This is a genomic window from Mesorhizobium sp. M1334 (assembly GCF_040317995.1).
Taxonomy (GTDB): Bacteria; Pseudomonadota; Alphaproteobacteria; order Rhizobiales; family Rhizobiaceae; genus Mesorhizobium.
This window is the reverse complement of record NZ_JAMYLM010000007.1, coordinates 97527-112692: the sequence shown is the minus strand read 5'-3', so window position 1 is coordinate 112692 and position 15166 is coordinate 97527. Positions and strand designations below refer to the sequence as shown.

Annotated in this window: 19 protein-coding genes; 11 read left to right on the top strand and 8 right to left on the bottom strand. The window is 63.0% G+C overall.

Going from position 1 to position 15166, the window contains the following annotated elements; all coding sequences use genetic code 11:
- Positions 1–142: 142 nt before the first annotated feature.
- On the top strand, positions 143–565 hold the full coding sequence (locus tag NKH17_RS15515) for a metallopeptidase family protein (RefSeq protein ID WP_023680515.1): 423 nt from the start codon (positions 143–145) through the stop codon (positions 563–565).
- Between the two features lie 272 nt (positions 566–837).
- On the opposite strand, the gene NKH17_RS15510 is transcribed toward NKH17_RS15515, so the two are convergent.
- Together NKH17_RS15510 and NKH17_RS15505 are read right to left on the bottom strand one after the other, a co-directional pair.
- On the bottom strand, positions 838–1044 hold the full coding sequence (locus NKH17_RS15510; protein ID WP_352479716.1) for a DUF1737 domain-containing protein: 207 nt from the start codon (positions 1042–1044) through the stop codon (positions 838–840).
- A 28-nt stretch (positions 1045–1072) separates the two neighbouring features.
- Positions 1073–1951: an HpcH/HpaI aldolase/citrate lyase family protein gene (locus NKH17_RS15505; protein ID WP_352899159.1), complete on the bottom strand. Its 879-nt coding sequence runs from the start codon at positions 1949–1951 to the stop codon at positions 1073–1075.
- Between the two features lie 281 nt (positions 1952–2232).
- Here NKH17_RS15505 and NKH17_RS15500 point away from each other — a divergent pair, with 281 nt between their 5' ends.
- The 4 genes from NKH17_RS15500 to NKH17_RS15485 are packed head-to-tail and all read left to right on the top strand — an operon-like array spanning position 2233 to position 7245.
- Positions 2233–3777 carry a DUF4153 domain-containing protein gene (locus tag NKH17_RS15500; RefSeq protein WP_352899107.1) on the top strand — a complete coding sequence of 515 codons (1545 nt, stop codon included), beginning with the start codon at positions 2233–2235 and terminating at the stop codon, positions 3775–3777.
- A gap of 4 nt (positions 3778–3781) precedes the next feature.
- The gene (locus NKH17_RS15495) at positions 3782–4474 is read left to right on the top strand and encodes a response regulator (protein WP_352479713.1); all 693 of its coding nucleotides are present in this window, start codon (positions 3782–3784) and stop codon (positions 4472–4474) included.
- The gene (locus tag NKH17_RS15490; RefSeq protein WP_352479712.1) at positions 4462–6048 is read left to right on the top strand and encodes an ATP-binding protein; all 1587 of its coding nucleotides are present in this window, start codon (positions 4462–4464) and stop codon (positions 6046–6048) included. Before NKH17_RS15495 ends, NKH17_RS15490 begins: the two co-directional genes overlap by 13 nt.
- 30 nt (positions 6049–6078) lie before the next feature.
- Positions 6079–7245 (top strand): NAD(P)/FAD-dependent oxidoreductase, encoded by a 1167-nt coding sequence (locus tag NKH17_RS15485; RefSeq protein ID WP_352479711.1) that lies wholly within the window; start codon positions 6079–6081, stop codon positions 7243–7245.
- Between the two features lie 36 nt (positions 7246–7281).
- On the opposite strand, the gene NKH17_RS15480 is transcribed toward NKH17_RS15485, so the two are convergent.
- From NKH17_RS15480 to NKH17_RS15465, 4 genes are all read right to left on the bottom strand, one after another.
- On the bottom strand, positions 7282–7770 hold the full coding sequence (locus NKH17_RS15480) for an SRPBCC family protein (protein WP_352899103.1): 489 nt from the start codon (positions 7768–7770) through the stop codon (positions 7282–7284).
- A gap of 37 nt (positions 7771–7807) precedes the next feature.
- Positions 7808–8254 (bottom strand): SRPBCC family protein, encoded by a 447-nt coding sequence (locus NKH17_RS15475; protein ID WP_352802879.1) that lies wholly within the window; start codon positions 8252–8254, stop codon positions 7808–7810.
- A complete protein-coding gene (locus tag NKH17_RS15470) occupies positions 8254–8565 on the bottom strand; it encodes an ArsR/SmtB family transcription factor (RefSeq protein ID WP_031213186.1) in 312 nt (103 codons plus the stop codon). Before NKH17_RS15470 ends, NKH17_RS15475 begins: the two co-directional genes overlap by 1 nt.
- A 92-nt stretch (positions 8566–8657) precedes the next feature.
- Positions 8658–9083, bottom strand: coding sequence for a GNAT family N-acetyltransferase (locus NKH17_RS15465; RefSeq protein WP_352479709.1), 426 nt, complete (start codon positions 9081–9083; stop codon positions 8658–8660).
- 155 nt (positions 9084–9238) lie between these two features.
- Here NKH17_RS15465 and leuD point away from each other — a divergent pair, with 155 nt between their 5' ends.
- The 6 genes from leuD to NKH17_RS15435 all read left to right on the top strand — a co-directional run bounded on the left by leuD (position 9239) and on the right by NKH17_RS15435 (position 13672).
- Positions 9239–9844: a 3-isopropylmalate dehydratase small subunit gene (gene leuD, locus NKH17_RS15460; RefSeq protein ID WP_254817902.1), complete on the top strand. Its 606-nt coding sequence runs from the start codon at positions 9239–9241 to the stop codon at positions 9842–9844.
- Between the two features lie 61 nt (positions 9845–9905).
- Positions 9906–10832, top strand: a complete 927-nt coding sequence (locus NKH17_RS15455; protein WP_352802875.1) for an Ivy family c-type lysozyme inhibitor — start codon at positions 9906–9908, stop codon at positions 10830–10832.
- A gap of 321 nt (positions 10833–11153) precedes the next feature.
- Positions 11154–11537 (top strand): RidA family protein, encoded by a 384-nt coding sequence (locus NKH17_RS15450; RefSeq protein ID WP_352738387.1) that lies wholly within the window; start codon positions 11154–11156, stop codon positions 11535–11537.
- A 51-nt stretch (positions 11538–11588) separates the two neighbouring features.
- The gene (locus NKH17_RS15445) at positions 11589–11939 is read left to right on the top strand and encodes a VOC family protein (RefSeq protein WP_352899157.1); all 351 of its coding nucleotides are present in this window, start codon (positions 11589–11591) and stop codon (positions 11937–11939) included.
- 139 nt (positions 11940–12078) lie between these two features.
- Complete coding sequence (leuB, locus tag NKH17_RS15440) at positions 12079–13182, top strand: 3-isopropylmalate dehydrogenase (protein ID WP_254817899.1); 1104 nt, start codon at positions 12079–12081, stop codon at positions 13180–13182.
- Between the two features lie 4 nt (positions 13183–13186).
- Positions 13187–13672: a GNAT family N-acetyltransferase gene (locus NKH17_RS15435; RefSeq protein ID WP_352899100.1), complete on the top strand. Its 486-nt coding sequence runs from the start codon at positions 13187–13189 to the stop codon at positions 13670–13672.
- On the opposite strand, the gene NKH17_RS15430 is transcribed toward NKH17_RS15435, so the two are convergent.
- Together NKH17_RS15430 and NKH17_RS15425 are read right to left on the bottom strand one after the other, a co-directional pair.
- Positions 13662–14306: a DUF805 domain-containing protein gene (locus tag NKH17_RS15430; protein WP_352802867.1), complete on the bottom strand. Its 645-nt coding sequence runs from the start codon at positions 14304–14306 to the stop codon at positions 13662–13664. The two genes, NKH17_RS15435 and NKH17_RS15430, sit on opposite strands and share 11 nt — an antisense overlap.
- 108 nt (positions 14307–14414) lie before the next feature.
- Complete coding sequence (locus NKH17_RS15425; RefSeq protein WP_352802864.1) at positions 14415–15128, bottom strand: DUF805 domain-containing protein; 714 nt, start codon at positions 15126–15128, stop codon at positions 14415–14417.
- Positions 15129–15166 lie beyond the last annotated feature (38 nt).

The window sequence follows — 15166 nt, the reverse complement described above, 5'->3', positions numbered from 1 at the left end:
AGATTCCAGAGGCCGGCCAAAGAGTCAAGCGGAGTCATGGGGAATTTATTCCTCTAGTGGGGGGCGTGGCACGGTCACCCCAGCCCGGCCATTTGCCGAGTCCGGCCCGAAAGCCTATATGCCGGGATCAAAGGGACAAAGCATGGCTCGCATCTACCAAACACGCATCTGGCACGACCAGCTTTCGCCAACGATGGAGGAAATCGAGCTCCTGGCGCTGGAGGCCTATGCCCATCTGCCGGAGGACTTTCGCAAGTTGACCGGCGAGATCGTCATTCAGATCGCCGAATTCCCGACCGACGAGATCATGGACGACCTTTCGCTGGAAACGCCCTTCGACCTTTTGGGGCTGTTCGAGGGGCGCGGCATCGCCGAGCGCTGGAATCCGCAGACCGGCGAGGGCCCGAACCGCATCACGCTCTATCGTCGCGCCATCCTTGACTACTGGGCCGAGAACGAGGAAACGCTGGGCGACATCGTCACCCATGTGCTGATCCACGAGATCGGCCACCATTTCGGCCTGTCGGACGACGATATGGAGAAGATCGAAGAGGCAGCGGAGTGAGCGACCCCGCTCCTCGTCATCCTGGGGCGGAGCAAGGGGCGACGCGGCGCAGACCCCAGGATCCATGCCGTGATGGTGGTGCAGTGCTCCGGCGGTGCAGAACCGAACGCTCATCATCCCGTTCTGGGTAACGGGGGTGGTAGATCACACTAATCCTGATCCGCCGTGCCCTTCGGCAGAGGTAACGGCATGGATCCTAGGGTACTCCGCGACGTCGCTTCGCGACTGCTACGCCCTAGGATGATGAAGGACGAGCGCTTCGGCGAACCTCCCTACCAATCGCTGAGCTTGGTGTCGGGGCCGTATTCCTGGCCCTCGATGTCCTTCACCACGGCCTGGCCGCAGCGCATGGTTTTCGCTTCCTTGTCATAGGCATAGGTCGGTGAGCCGAACAGGTGCCAGCCCGTGTTCAGCGCCGCCGTCACCTTGTGGCAGAAGCTGGCATCGTCCGGGCCGGACAGAAAGCGGTAGAGTTTCATTCTTCAATCCTGTTGTCAGTTACGATAATCATGCGCGAACAGCGGCGGCCTTCGCCAGCAGTTTTTCGGCCTGCGCCAGATGCAGCCGCTCGACCATTTTTCCGTTCAGCGCAATCACCGCCTTGCCGGCATTTTCGGCAAGCGCGAAGGCTTCCTTGATCGCGCGCGCCTCGGCCAATGCGTCAGGCGTCGGTGCAAAAGCGCGGTTCGCCGCCTCGATCTGGGCTGGATGGATCAGCGACTTGCCGTCAAAACCCATGGCGGCCGCTTCCGTGCACTCGCGCGCAAACCCGTCCATATCGCGAAAATCATTGAAGACGCCATCGAGCAGATCGAGGCCGCCGGCACGCGCCGCGAGCACCATTTGCATCAGCCATGGCACGAGATAGCGCCGATCGGGCGTGGCGAGAATGCCGGTGTCCTTGACCAGGTCGTTCGTTCCGGCAACGAAACAAACCAGGCGCGAGGCAGGGTCGCGGCCGAGCTCGGCGATCGGCCCGATATTGAGCAGCGCCTTGGGCGTCTCGATCATCGCCCACAGCTTGACCTCGTCCGCGATAAAATTGTGGTCTAGCACGTCGCCGGCCTCGAGGACGTCGCGCGGCGTGTCGACCTTGGGCAGCAGGATGGCGTCGGGCGTGCATTTTGCCGCGGCCAGCAGGTCGTCGGCGCCCCATTCGCTCGACAGCGCATTGATGCGCACCACCATTTCGCAGCGCCGGTTGGAACGGCCGGCGAAAATCGCCGCCAGTTTTTCGCGCGCGGAAAGCTTGTCGGCCGGGGCGACGGCGTCCTCGAGATCGATGACGACGGCATCGCAGGTCAGCGACGGGATCTTGGCCAGCGCCTTGTCGTTCGAGGCCGGAACGTAAAGCACCGAGCGGCGCGGGCGGTAGCTTTCGGTGATCATGTTCGATCTATGCCGCCTGCAGCCAGCCGAGGCAAGCCATGCATAAAAACTGCACGTAATTTCGGAAAATCTCCTCGTCTCCGCCCCGCTTGCCACCCGGCAGAATGCGACAAGGGCGGCATGCAAGAGCAAACGAACTCCCGTTGGTCCGTGCCGTACCGGCTTCGCCGCGAAAGCTGGTGGCTCGTCGATCCGCCCCAGACTTTGGCAACCCTCCTCCCTTTCGTCCGCAGATCCCTGCCCACCAGCCGCATCAAAGCCGCCGAGAAAGCCCGATCATGACAGTATTCCTCCCGGCGGCGCCGAGCTATTGCAGCCGCTTCGGCGTTGCCGTCCTGCTCGTCGCGTTGGCCGATTTCTTCTTCTATGACCAGCCGGCGGGCATGACGCTTTTCCTGTTCGGCGTTGCGATTGCCGCGGCGAGCATGGCTCTCCATCCTCTCGGCGTCTTCAACGATGGCAAGTTCTTGTTCAAGCCGGTTGCGCTGCTTGTGGGGCTGCTGCCGCTCGTGGAAGATGTTAGCGCACTGTCCGTCTCGATCGCGCTGGCGTGGCTGGCCATCTTCGTGCTTTCACTGGCCGGACGGCTGCGGCGCGGCCTTGCCCGCATTGCCGGCCAGCTTTTGACCTTCCTGCTCGCAGCGCCTTTTCGGTTCATCCGCGACTTCTTCCGCTGGCGCAAGGCGGCGCGGCGGCTTGGCCGACGACGCATGCGCCTTGCGGCGATCGCCGTCTGGGTCATGCCGCTGAGCCTCGGCGCAGTGTTTCTCGCGCTGTTCGGCGCCGCCAATCCGGTCATCGAATACTGGTTTTCGCTGATTGACCTCTTCGCCCTGCTCAACCTCATGCAGTTGCCGCGTCTTGCCTTCTGGCTGTCCGTGCTCGTCGGCGTATGGGCCTTTCTGCGGCCGCGCCTGCCGCGGTTTCTTCGCCGCCGCAGGGTGTCGCCAGCCAGCGCACCGGCGACGCCAGCCACCAGGACCACGATCGAGGACATCGTCTTCGGCAAGGCCGCTATCCTCCGCGCGCTCGTCGTCTTCAACATCCTGTTCGCGGTGCAGAGCGCACTCGACGCCACCTATCTGTGGGGCGGCATCGCGCTTCCCGACGGGCTGACCTATGCCGCCTACGCGCATCGCGGTGCCTACCCGCTGATCGTCACGGCACTGCTGGCCGCCGGCTTCGTGCTGGCGGCGCTGCGGCCGGGCAGCGCGACCTCCGGCGATCCGCTCATCCGCCGGCTGGTCTATGTCTGGGTGGCGCAGAACATCGTTCTGGTGATCTCGTCGATCCTGCGGCTCGATCTCTATATCGGCATCTATGCGCTGACCTACTGGCGTGTCGCCGCCTTCGTCTGGATGGGGCTGGTGGCGGCGGGCCTTGCCCTGATCATAGCCCGCATCGCGCGCGGAAAATCCAACGAATGGCTGCTTTCCGCCAATCTTCTGACGCTATCGGCGACGCTCTATGCCTGCTCCTTCATCAACTTTGCCGCGCTGATCGCCAGCTACAATGTCGACCATTCCTTCGAAATGACCGGCCAAGGCGCCCAGCTCGACGCCTGGTACCTGCGCTCGCTCGGGCCCGGCGCCTTGCCGGCACTCGATCGTTTCGTCCAGCACCAGAGCAGGACGGTTTCCGCGGAGGATGCCTCCATCCGCGAACTCGCCGACTGGTATGCACAGGACGAAGCACGCTTCCGCGCCGGCCAGGAAAACTGGCGCGGCTGGAGCTTTCGTGACTGGCGGCTCAACCGCGCCCTCGACAGGCGTGGCCCGTTTGTGGTTCCTCCGATGTCCGAACCCTTCATGCCGGGCCGCTGATTTGATGCCGCACCACATACTGGTCGCCGACGACGATCCGCACATTCGCGAAATCATCTGCTTCGCGCTCGAAAAGGCCGGCATGAAAACGCTGGCAGTGCCGGACGGCGCAGCTGCCTTGCTGGCGATCGAACGCCGTGCTCCCGATCTTGTCGTGCTCGATATCGGCATGCCGGAAATGGACGGGCTGGAAGTGTGCCGGCGGCTTCGCCACACATCCGACGTGCCGGTGCTGTTCCTGTCCGCGCGGGATGAGGAGATCGACCGCATACTGGGGCTGGAAATGGGCGGCGACGACTATGTCACCAAGCCGTTCAGCCCGCGCGAGCTGGTCGCCCGCGTCAACGTCATCCTGCGCCGCGCCCGGCCTGCGCCCGAACCAGCCGACGACCGGCAATTCTCTCATGGCAGACTGGCGCTGGTGCCGGCAAGCCATACAGCCAGCTTCGACGGCAAGCCGCTGGCGCTGACCTCGATCGAATTCGCGATCCTGAAAGGGTTTCTGGCGCGGCCGGCGCATGTGCTCGGCCGCGACATGGTGATGGCCAATGCCTATGCCGCCAACATCCACGTCGCCGACCGCACCGTCGACAGCCATATCCGCAACATCCGCGCCAAGCTCGCGGCCATCGGCTGCGTCGATGCGATCGAGACCGTGCATGGCGTCGGCTTCCGGCTCGGCCGATGCGGGAGTTGAGCGCCCGAAAATGGATTGGCAGCAAATGGCGGCCACGGCTTGCCACGGTCGTCATTGCCATCCTGATCATGGTGATGACGCTGCCGCTGGCCGGCCTGTTCTTCTTCCGGCTCTACGAGAACCAGCTGATCCGCCAGACCGAGGCCGAGCTGATCGCACAAGGTGCCGCCCTTGCCGCGATCTATGCGCAAGAGGTCCGTGAGACCGGCCTTGCCCCGGAAAAGCTCGGCACATCCATGCCTCCACCCAGTACAAGGGATCGGGCTTCTCCCTACCAGCCAATCGAACCGCGCCTCGATCTTGCATCCGACAGGATCCTGCCAACCCGGCCAGCAGCCACGGCGGCCAGCGTCGATCCTGCCTTCGCGGCAATCGGCGCGCGGCTGTCGGGCATTCTTGCCGAGACGCAGAAGACCACGCTGGCCGGCTTCCGGCTGCTCGATCCCGGAGGCGTGGTCATCGCCGGCCGTGAGGAGGCCGGCCTGTCGCTCGCCGCTGTCGAAGAAGTTCGCGCAGCGCTTGCCGGCCGCTACGCCAGCGCGCTCAGGCTGCGGGTGCCCGACCAGCCTTCGCCGCCGCTCTATTCGGTCAGCCGCGGCACCAAGGTTCGCGTCTTTGTCGCCATGCCGGTTGCCGTTTCAGGCAAGGTCGCCGGCGTGATCTATCTGTCGCGGACGCCCAACAACATCGTCAAGCATCTCTATGGCGAGCGCGGCAAGGTGGCGCTGGCGGCAATTGCCATTCTAGGCGGCACGCTGCTGATCGGGCTGGTTTTCCTGCGCACCGTCAGCCGGCCGATCTATGCGCTGATGGAACGCACGAATCGAATCGCCGCCGGCGACCGCGCGGCGATCAGGCCGCTTGATCACCACGGCACGCGCGAAATGGCGGCGCTTTCTGCCGCCTTCCTCGACATGGCCGAAAAACTGCATGCACGCTCCGACGGCATCCAGACTTTTGCCACCCACGTCTCGCACGAGCTCAAATCGCCGCTGACGGCGATCCAGGGCGCCGCCGAACTGTTGCGCGATTCGGGCAGCGCGATGGACGAGGCCGAGCGGCGGCGCTTTTCGGACAATATCGTCACCGATGCCGGCCGGCTCAATCTGCTCGTGCGCCGCCTGCTCGACCTGGCGCGCGCCGAAAATCTCGAGCCCAGCGGCGAAAGCACGTCGCTCACTGCTGCGCTGGCGCTGCTGCCGGCCGACGACAGGCTGGCGGTGCGCCTCGAGGCGGGCGCCCGGATCGGTCTGCGCATATCGGCCGAAAACGCGGCGATCGTGCTGGCCAATCTCATCGACAATTCGGCGCGGCACGGCGCAACGCTGGTTTCGATCACGGCCGCAAGCGCGGACGGCAAGGCCACCATTGTGGTGGACGACGACGGCGCCGGCATTTCGCCCAGCAACCGAGGCCGCATCTTCGAGCCGTTTTTCACCACGCGCCGCGATTCCGGCGGCACCGGGATGGGCCTCGGCATCGTGCTGGCCCTCCTGAAAGCGCATGATGGCACGATCCGGCTGGTTGACTCGGCGAGCGGCACGCGCTTCGAGATCATCCTGCCGGCGGCGTGACTCGGCGATTCAGACCGGAAGGGCGAAAAGGTGCATTACGACATCGTCATCATCGGTGGAGCCATCGTCGGCTCGTCGGTTGCCTATTACCTGCGCGAGGAAGGGTTTTCGGGCTCGATTGCACTTGTCGAGCGCGACCCGCAATTTTCTCATGCGGCGACCACACTGTCCTGCGCCTCCATCCGCCAGCAGTTTTCGATCCCGGAAAACATCCGTCTGTCGCAGTTCACGCTGAAACTGTTCCGGCGGCTCAGGGAAGAGTTTGGCGCGGATGCCGATATCGGCTTTCGCGAAGGCGGTTATCTCATCCTTGCCGGCGAAAACGGGCTGCCTATCCTGCGGGCCAACCACGAAGCGCAGATGGCCGAGGGCGCCGACATCCTGCTCGAGGATGCGGAGGCGCTCGTCCGCCGCTTTCCGTGGCTGTCGGTCGAGGGCATTTCCGCCGGCGCCTATGGCCGCAGCGGCGAAGGCTGGTTCGACGCGCATGCGATGCTGATGCTGTTCCGCAAGGCACTGCGCACGAAGAACATCGACTTTATCACGGCGTCGGTGACGGGTATCGAGCGGCTAGGCGGCCGCGTCACTGGTGTATTTCTGGACAATGGCGAGCGGCTCGAGGCCGGCACCGTCGTCAACGCCGCCGGGCCGAATGCCGGCAAGGTGGCGGCAATGGCAGGGCTGGCGCTGCCGGTGGAGCCGCGCAAGCGCAACGTCTTCGTCTTCGAGGCGCGCGAGAAATATGAGGACATGCCGCTTCTGGTCGACCCGAGCGGCATCTATGTCCGGCCGGAGGGCTCGGTCTACATCACCGGTGGCGCCGAGCCGGAAGAGGGCGAAGGACCAGCCGATCCCGCCGACTTCGACCCCGACTGGCCACTGTTCGAAGAGGTGATCTGGCCGGTGCTGGCGACCCGCATTCCAGCCTTCGAGGCGATCAAGCCGACGCGCGCCTGGGTCGGCCATTACGACTACAACACGCTCGACCAGAATGCGGTGATCGGCCCGCATCCCGAGGTCGGTAATTTCCTCTTCGCCAACGGGTTTTCCGGTCACGGCTTGCAGCAGGCTCCAGCGGTCGGCAAGGCGCTGGCCGAACTGATCGTGCATGGCGGCTATCGCACGGTGGATTGCTCGGCGTTCGGGTATAGCCGGATCGCCGATGGGCGGCCGTTTCGGGAATTGAATGTAATTTAACGCTAGCCCGAAGGGATGCTACCGTTGCTTGGTGGATTAAGCCGCCACCAAGCCGTCCGTACCAAGATACGCCTGAAGCCAGCCCAGCACCTGGGCCCAGCCTTCGGCATGCTTCGTCGCGGCAGCAGCGAGGCCGGCGAAGCCGCCATGGCAGATGGTGACGCGTGTGCCGCCGGCGATCGGCTCCAGCAGCCAGGCGACTTTGGTTTCGCGGCGGCCAAGCGTCGGATGGTCCCAGCCGTATCTCCGCGTCTGCACGATCCGGCGCGGCTCTTCGATCTCCAGGAATTCGCCGCTGGCGGGCAGGTGTCTGCCGGCCGCCGTCTCGACGGTGACGCTCCAGCGGCCGCCGACGTGGAGGTCGGCCGTCCATCCGGTCATCCGGTAGGTCGCGGCGGACCCCCACCAGCGCTCGACCTCACGTGTAACGAGCGCGTCAAAGATCCGCTCGGGCGGCGCGCAAACATCGGCGCTCGCCATAACGGTCTTGCCATTGGTGATGCTCTGCACCGCGGAACTGTACATCGCCTGTCTCCAGAAACGTTTCGCTATCGAAACAACCTCAAGCCTTCGACGCAGGGCGCGACAGGCCTTTGCCGGTTTCGAGCAGGCTCTTCAGGCTGGACAGGATGAGCGGCCAGCCGTTCGCCACATAGCCAAGCAGCTTGTGCGGTCCATCGGCTTCGTGTGTGATGGCGAGCTTCACCATCTCGCCCTCCTGCTCGATGGCGAAGGTGCAGCGTGTGTAGCCGTCCGCCTTGACCTCGGGTATGAACTCGTTGCGCCATTTGAGCACGATGCGCTTGGGTGGATCGATCTCGAGGACCTCGCCGCTGTCGGTGACGCGGCCGTCGGTGTAAACCATCTTCCACGCCGAACCTTGTTTCCAGTCGCTTAGCATCTGGGCGCCGAAGAAATATTGCCGCTGGAACTCCGGCTCGGTCAGCGCTTGCCAGAGTTTTTCGGGCGAGGTGCGGATGTAGGTGACATAAACGAAAATATTGCTCATCAGTCTTCCCTTTCGAGGCGTTTCTTCAAATCGCTGAGGGCGCCCAGTCGCCCCCGCTCGAATTTGCCGATCCAGCGTTCGGCGATCTCGTTGATGGGAACAGGATTCAGGTAATGTTGCTTCTCGCGTCCCTTGCGGATGGTGGTGACGAGGTTTGCTTCTTCCAGGATCGCCAGATGCTTGGTCACCGCCTGGCGCGTCATGTCCATCTCACCGCACAGCGCGTTCAGCGTCTGCCCGTTCCTTGCATGAAGGCTGTCCAGTAATCGCCGACGTGTCGGGTCGGCCAAGGCGCGAAAGACCGCATCCATGCTCATGACCCTAATATGCAACCGTCTGGTTGCATGTCAAGAGGCAGAACCTTGGCCGAGGATGCGCAGGTTGAGGTCGCTGAAAGTGGATTTCAGCGCTTGCGGCCGAACCAGAATGCGTTGGGCATGCGCTCCATGCCGATACGCTCATAGAAGCCGACGGCGTCGGGCATGGAGATCAGGCTGATGGCGACGGACGGTCCGAGTTGCCGGCGTGCCTCATCCATCAGACCCTTGCCGATACCCAGCCCTTGCGCCGATGCAGAAACAGCGAGCTCGGAGATATAGCAGACCCAGGAAAAGTCGGTGATGCCGCGAGCGACACCGACCAGCGGCTTGCCTTCTGTGTCGAGACGCGCGGTGAGCACCAAATTGGCCGCTGACAACATCGCCTTCAATCGAGTGTTGTCATCGACGGGCCGTGTCTCGCCGAGGCCGGATTCCACCAGCACGCGGCGGAACTCGGCGATGCCGAGGCCTGGTTCGCTGGCGTAAAGGATCGTGGATCGCGTTGTCATGTCGATAAAAGTGCACCATGGGCCAGTGGTTTTGAAGCGTTTTGTGTTTCGATCGGCGACGGAACTCCAGAAACAGCCGCCTTTTATTTGCCCGCGGCTTTGTGTAAACCGGGCGCCAGCAATTCCCCGCAACGAGAAGAAGACGGGCAAGAACCATGGAAAAATTCACCAAGCTCACCGGCGTCGCCGCGCCGATGCCGATCGTCAATGTCGACACCGACATGATCATCCCAAAGGATTATCTCAAGACGATCAAGCGCACCGGGCTCGGCACCGGCTTGTTCGCCGAAATGCGCTACAAGGACGACGGTTCGGAAAATCCGGACTTCGTGCTCAACAAGCCGGCCTACCGCAAGGCGCAGATCCTGGTCGCCGGCGACAATTTCGGCTGCGGTTCGAGCCGGGAACATGCGCCGTGGGCGCTGCTCGATTTCGGCATCCGCTGCGTCATCTCGACCTCGTTCGCCGACATTTTCTACAACAACTGCTTCAAGAACGGCATCCTGCCGATCACCGTCAGCGCTGAAGACCTGGAGAAGCTGATGGACGATGCCTCGCGCGGTTCCAACGCGACGCTGTCGGTCGATCTCGAGACCAAGGAAATCCGCGGGCCGGACGGCGGCGTGGTCAAGTTCGACCTCGACGAGTTCAAGCGCCACTGCCTGCTCAACGGGCTCGACGATATCGGTCTGACCATGGAGAAGGCCGGCGCCATCGCTTCGTTCGAGAAGAAGAATGCTGCTGAGCGCCCCTGGGCCTGAGCGGTACGATAACCTGGTCGCGACAGGCCGGGTTCGTGGCGACTGAACGGAGGGGACAGTCATGACACGTTCGCTTCTTGCAGGGGCCTGCGCGCTGGCGTGGATTCTGATGCCAGTGGCAGGCGCGCATGCACAGACAGATATGGTGCTCGTGCCGGCTGACGATGCGTCCGGCGGGGCCGACCAGGGCGCGTTGAGCAATGCGGCCCTAGCCGACAATGACAAACAGGCGCCGATCCCGTTCGAGGGCGGCCAGCTGACCATCACCCAGGAGGAAGAGTACGGGGAACGGGTGCTCGCCTTCGACGGCAAGGAACTGGCGCGCAATTACGACGTCTTCTTCGACAAGGTCGTCGAGGTCGGCGGTGTCAAGGTGGCGCTGGTCGATGTCGGCGACGGCGGCAATCAATGCGGCCCGGCCAAGGTGATCGTGTGGAAGCCGGAAGGCGGCACGATCCAGACGACCACGGTCGAGCAGGATGAATGCGGCGCACCGCCGGCCGCGATCTCCGACAGCGCCATCTATTTCGTACCCTATCTTTTGCCGGGCGATTCCAAGCCGGCGCTGCAATGGTCGCCGACGGACGGGCTGACGACATCCGGTAATCTGACCTACATGCCGGAGCCGGGCACGGACTGGAAAGACGTCGATCCGTCGAAATACGACAACATCATTGATGCCTTTCACAACGAGGCCGTCTACAGGCTAGCCGAGACGCTGCTCGGCAAGGACATGCCCGACATGGCGACCAGCCTGCTGGTCGGCGGCGGTACTGAGGCGACCGCTTCGGGCGCCTTTTTTGCCAGCGGCTGCGTGCCGCATGATTGCGGCGGCAATGACGGTTTCATGGCCGTCGACCCGATCAACCATAAGCTCTATTTCGCCCGCCGCGGCGACAAGCCCGAGCCGGACGCGTGGCCGGCGGTGAGTACATGGCCGGCCGACGTCAAGGAAGCGCTGGACAAGGCGCTGGGGTCGGCGAATTAAGGTTTCGACAAGGGGTCGCAACTGCGCATTCGTCATCCTCGGGCTTGACCCGAGGATCCCTGCCGCGACCGTTGTCGGAAGGCGCGGCTGAGCAGAAATTCTGCACCGTGGCAAAGCCCATGATGTCTCGGCATGGATCCTATGGTCTACGCTGCGTCGCTACGCTCCTTGCTCCGCCATAGGATGACGACGGATAGGTGCTCCGGCCAATCTCCAAGGTTTGCGTCTTGCCGCCTCGTGACAACAATTTGCCTAGCTTGGCTCATGACCCGCCCGGCCCCCTCTGCTAGACGACGCTCAGCAACCCAACGAGGCCGCCCCATGCGAAAACTGATCTCCACCGGTTCGCCCTTCGAGAAGACCGCCGGCTATTCGCGTGCTGTGGTGCAGGGCGACTGGTGTTTCGTGTCCGGAACGACCGGCTACGATTATGCCACTATGACGATGCCGGAGACGGTCGAGGCGCAGACGCGTAATTGCCTCTCTACCATCGCCAAGGCACTGCAAGACGGCGGCTTCGAGATGGCCGATGTGGTGCGGGCACATTACTATATCACCGATGCGGCTTTCGTGGATGTGGTGTTCCCGATCCTCGGCGAGGCCTTTGGCGAGATCAGGCCGGCGGCAACGATGATCGTGTGCCAGCTCAACAAGCCGGAGATGAAGATCGAGATCGAGGTGACGGCGCTGCGGCGCACAGCCTGATGCCTGTCACGGTTGCGACAACGACACGGTTAGCACGAGGATCGGCCCATGGTGAAGGTCAAGCGCATCGTTGCAAACATAGACACGCAGGATATCGCGGCGGCAAAACCCTTCTATCAGGATGTGCTCGGCCTCGATCTCAAGATGGATATGGGCTGGATCGCTACCTACGGCTCGCAAGAGACGATGTCCGTGCAGGTCAGTTTCATGGCCGAAGGGGGATCAGGAACGCCGGTGCCGGACATTTCTATCGAAGTCGACGACGTCGATGCCGCGCTTGAAAGCATGAGGACGACCGGCTTTGTCATCGAATACGGTCCGGCGGACGAACCCTGGGGCGTGCGGCGCTTCTTCGTACGCGACCCGTTCGGCAGGCTGGTCAATATTCTTTCGCATCTGTAGGCGTTTTGGCTTGAGCATCGGATTCTCCCAAAACCGGTCTCCACTTTTGGGTCCGATGCTATGAACCGCAGGCTTGCGCGCCGGCTGCTTGGCGTTTAGCAAGGCCGCGTTCATGCGCTAAACAATCGGGACGGTTCTCATGGCTTCGAAAAATCTTCTCCTGCTTGCCGGCGACGGCATCGGCCCCGAGGCGATGGCCGAGGTGAAGAAGCTGATCGCCGCCATGAACGACAGGCTCGGCAGCGATTTCGTTACCGATGAGGGCCTTGTCGGCGGCTGCGCCTATGACGCGCATGGCGCGGCGATCTCCGATGCCGACATGGCCAAGGCGATGGCCGCGGACGCTGTGCTGTTCGGCGCCGTCGGCGGACCGAAATGGGATGCGGTGCCTTACGAGGTGCGCCCGGAGGCGGGTCTGCTGCGGCTGCGCAAGGACATGGAGCTGTTTGCCAATCTCAGGCCGGCAATCTGCTATCCGGCGCTGGCGGCGTCCTCCTCGCTCAAGCAGGAGGTGGTCGAAGGGCTCGATATCCTCATCGTGCGCGAGCTCACCGGCGGCGTCTATTTCGGCGAGCCGAAGCAGATCATCGATCTCGGCAACGGCCAGAAGCGCGGCATCGACACCCAAGTCTACGATACGTTCGAGATCGAGCGCATTTCGGGCGTTGCCTTCGAGTTGGCACGCACGCGCAAGAACCACGTCACCTCGATGGAAAAGCGCAATGTGATGAAATCTGGCGTGCTGTGGAACGAGGTCGTCACCCAGACGCACAAGGCGCGCTATGCCGACGTCAAGCTCGATCACATGTTGGCCGATGCCGGCGGCATGCAGTTGGTGCGCTGGCCGAAGCAGTTCGACGTCATCGTCACCGACAATCTGTTCGGCGACATGCTGTCCGACATCGCCGCCATGCTGACCGGCTCGATCGGCATGCTGCCGTCCGCCTCTCTAGGCGCGCCGGATGCGAAGACAAAAAAGCGCAAGGCGCTCTACGAGCCGGTGCACGGCTCGGCACCCGACATCGCCGGCAAGGGCATCGCCAATCCGATCGCCATGATCGCCTCCTTCGCCATGTGCATGCGCTATTCCTTCGGCATGGTTGAAGAGGCCGACCGGCTGGAAGGCGCGATCGCCGCCGTTCTCGACCAGGGCTTGCGCACCAGGGATATTCATTCGCCGGGGATGACCGAGGTCGGCACCGCTGAGATGGGCGACGCGATCATCGCCAAGTTCCTGGGCTGATCCCGTGTCGGTCGACGTCCGCTGGGCGACGACCGGGGATGCCGCGGCACCCGCCGCCATGCTTTGCGAAATGGCGGTGCATTACCGGCAGCCGCCACTCGACGCCAGCCAAGCTTTGTCGGCGGCGCAGAAATGGCTTGGCGACGAAAGTCCGGCCTATCCGCATTTTGCGCTCGCCTTCGTCGATGGTGAAGTTTGCGGGCTGGCCTCGGTTGCGATCGCGCATCCCGGCATCGATCTCGAGCGGCTGCTGTTCCTTAAGGACCTATTCGTACGCGATGATGCCCGCAATGGCGGTGTCGGTCGAGCGCTGATGGCATTCCTTGCCGGCCATTGCCTGCGCGAAGGCATCGGCCGCATCGACCTGACCACCGAGGACTGGAACGAGCGTGCGCTGCGCTTCTACGTCGGGCTCGGCGCGGAGCGCCAGGGCCGGAAGGTCTTCCTCAGGCTTTCGAGCGAGGCGCTGAAGGCGATCGCTAAATCCTGACGCCCGCCGGCACCGGACCCCAAAGGTTTTCACCGACCTTGGATGGGATAAGCCCAAGCGCCAACAGACCCAGCGTGTTGAAGCCGGGAACGAAGTACAGCAAAACGAACCAGCCGCTCAGGCCGATGTCGTGCAGGCGTCGTACCATAAGGGCAAACCACGGCAGGACAGTCAGTAGCAGGAACACGAAGGCTGGCGCATAACCCAAAGCTCCAAATTCCAGGTCGCCTCTGACAGCTGTGATCGCTGCATTGATGAGGACGCCGAACGCAAGAAGCGCGAAGAACACGATCAGCGTGAGCAGAAAAAAGCCCCAAAATTCCTTGCGGCAGGCGCGGCCGGTGAAGCTGACATGTCTCACTTTGAATGCGCGCCAGAAATAAGCCCATAATCCGGTGGATTGGGCAGGTTCAACGCCGTTGGGAATGAGGCTGCGGGATTCCGCAGCCCTTGGCCTTCCTGCAATGACGGCGCGCGCAGTCCCATCGTCCGGCTGGAACTCGACGGGTGCGCCTCTGACCAACGCCACGCCGGGACTCAGATCCTCATGCCCGACGATGTAACGCTTGCCGTCGGCTCCATTGATGTATCCGAAACCCTGATCCTGGTCATAATGATAAATCGCGCCGCGCATTGCTTGCCCCCAAATACTGTGCCGTACTGATACTATCCAAGGTTGTTTTCAATTGCAATATGCACGCATGACATGTGCGAATGGAGCGGCTGCGAGGCACGGCGCCGGCTAAACCCTGACGCCTGCCGGCACTGGACCCCACTGGTTTTCACGTGCCTGTGTCGGGATGAGCGCGAAGATCAGGATGATCACGGTGCCGAAGGTCGGGATCAGGAAAAGCAGGAAGAGCCAGCCGGTCAGGCCGATGTCGTGCAGCCGACGCACGTTCAGCCCGAACCACGGCAGGGCTGTCGCCAGCAGAAAGAGACCGAAAAGGCCGACCGTCACTGCCGGCAATTCACTGTTGTCGAGATTGCCCATGGCGTCGTCGATGAAGACGCCGATGCCTATGACCACAATCAGCGCGATCGTCCAGAACAGGCAATACCCCCAATATTCCTTGCGGCGGGCACGGCCGGCGAAGTTGAAGTAATTCTCGGTCAGACCCAGCCAGAAATAGTTCCACAGGCCGGCGGATTCGGCCGGACTTTGTTCAGCGGAACGGCCGAAATGCTGCGGCTGACGTGCCGCTGGCGCATTGCCAGCCTGAGATGGCACGGCGGTTGCAGTGGAGGCGTCGGCAGGCGCACTGCGAGGTTGGGCGCGGATCGAAAAAACATCGCGTGCCCGTCCGCCAGCCGGCTGGAATTCGACGGTAGTACCTCCGGCAACCGATGCTTCGCGGCGCAAATCTTCGCGCGCCAAAGTGTAGCGGTTGCCGTCGGCTCCGGTGATGAAACCAAAACCCTGGTCTTCGTCGTAATGAAGAACTTCGCCGCGCATGTCCTGCCCACCCCCGTTTCCCTGCCCCAGACTGTGCA

Excerpts from the sequence above, each read along its gene's own strand:
- NKH17_RS15515 (WP_023680515.1), top strand. The coding sequence starts at position 143 with ATGGCTCGCATCTACCAAACACGCATCTGGCACGACCAGCTTTCGCCA.
- NKH17_RS15510 (WP_352479716.1), bottom strand. The coding sequence starts at position 1,044 with ATGAAACTCTACCGCTTTCTGTCCGGCCCGGACGATGCCAGCTTCTGC.
- NKH17_RS15500 (WP_352899107.1), top strand. The coding sequence starts at position 2,233 with ATGACAGTATTCCTCCCGGCGGCGCCGAGCTATTGCAGCCGCTTCGGC.
- NKH17_RS15495 (WP_352479713.1), top strand. The coding sequence starts at position 3,782 with ATGCCGCACCACATACTGGTCGCCGACGACGATCCGCACATTCGCGAA.
- NKH17_RS15490 (WP_352479712.1), top strand. The coding sequence starts at position 4,462 with ATGCGGGAGTTGAGCGCCCGAAAATGGATTGGCAGCAAATGGCGGCCA.
- NKH17_RS15480 (WP_352899103.1), bottom strand. The coding sequence starts at position 7,770 with ATGTACAGTTCCGCGGTGCAGAGCATCACCAATGGCAAGACCGTTATG.
- NKH17_RS15475 (WP_352802879.1), bottom strand. The coding sequence starts at position 8,254 with ATGAGCAATATTTTCGTTTATGTCACCTACATCCGCACCTCGCCCGAA.
- NKH17_RS15470 (WP_031213186.1), bottom strand. The coding sequence starts at position 8,565 with ATGGATGCGGTCTTTCGCGCCTTGGCCGACCCGACACGTCGGCGATTA.
- NKH17_RS15465 (WP_352479709.1), bottom strand. The coding sequence starts at position 9,083 with ATGACAACGCGATCCACGATCCTTTACGCCAGCGAACCAGGCCTCGGC.
- leuD (WP_254817902.1), top strand. The coding sequence starts at position 9,239 with ATGGAAAAATTCACCAAGCTCACCGGCGTCGCCGCGCCGATGCCGATC.
- NKH17_RS15455 (WP_352802875.1), top strand. The coding sequence starts at position 9,906 with ATGACACGTTCGCTTCTTGCAGGGGCCTGCGCGCTGGCGTGGATTCTG.
- NKH17_RS15450 (WP_352738387.1), top strand. The coding sequence starts at position 11,154 with ATGCGAAAACTGATCTCCACCGGTTCGCCCTTCGAGAAGACCGCCGGC.
- leuB (WP_254817899.1), top strand. The coding sequence starts at position 12,079 with ATGGCTTCGAAAAATCTTCTCCTGCTTGCCGGCGACGGCATCGGCCCC.
- NKH17_RS15430 (WP_352802867.1), bottom strand. The coding sequence starts at position 14,306 with ATGCGCGGCGCGATTTATCATTATGACCAGGATCAGGGTTTCGGATAC.
- NKH17_RS15425 (WP_352802864.1), bottom strand. The coding sequence starts at position 15,128 with ATGCGCGGCGAAGTTCTTCATTACGACGAAGACCAGGGTTTTGGTTTC.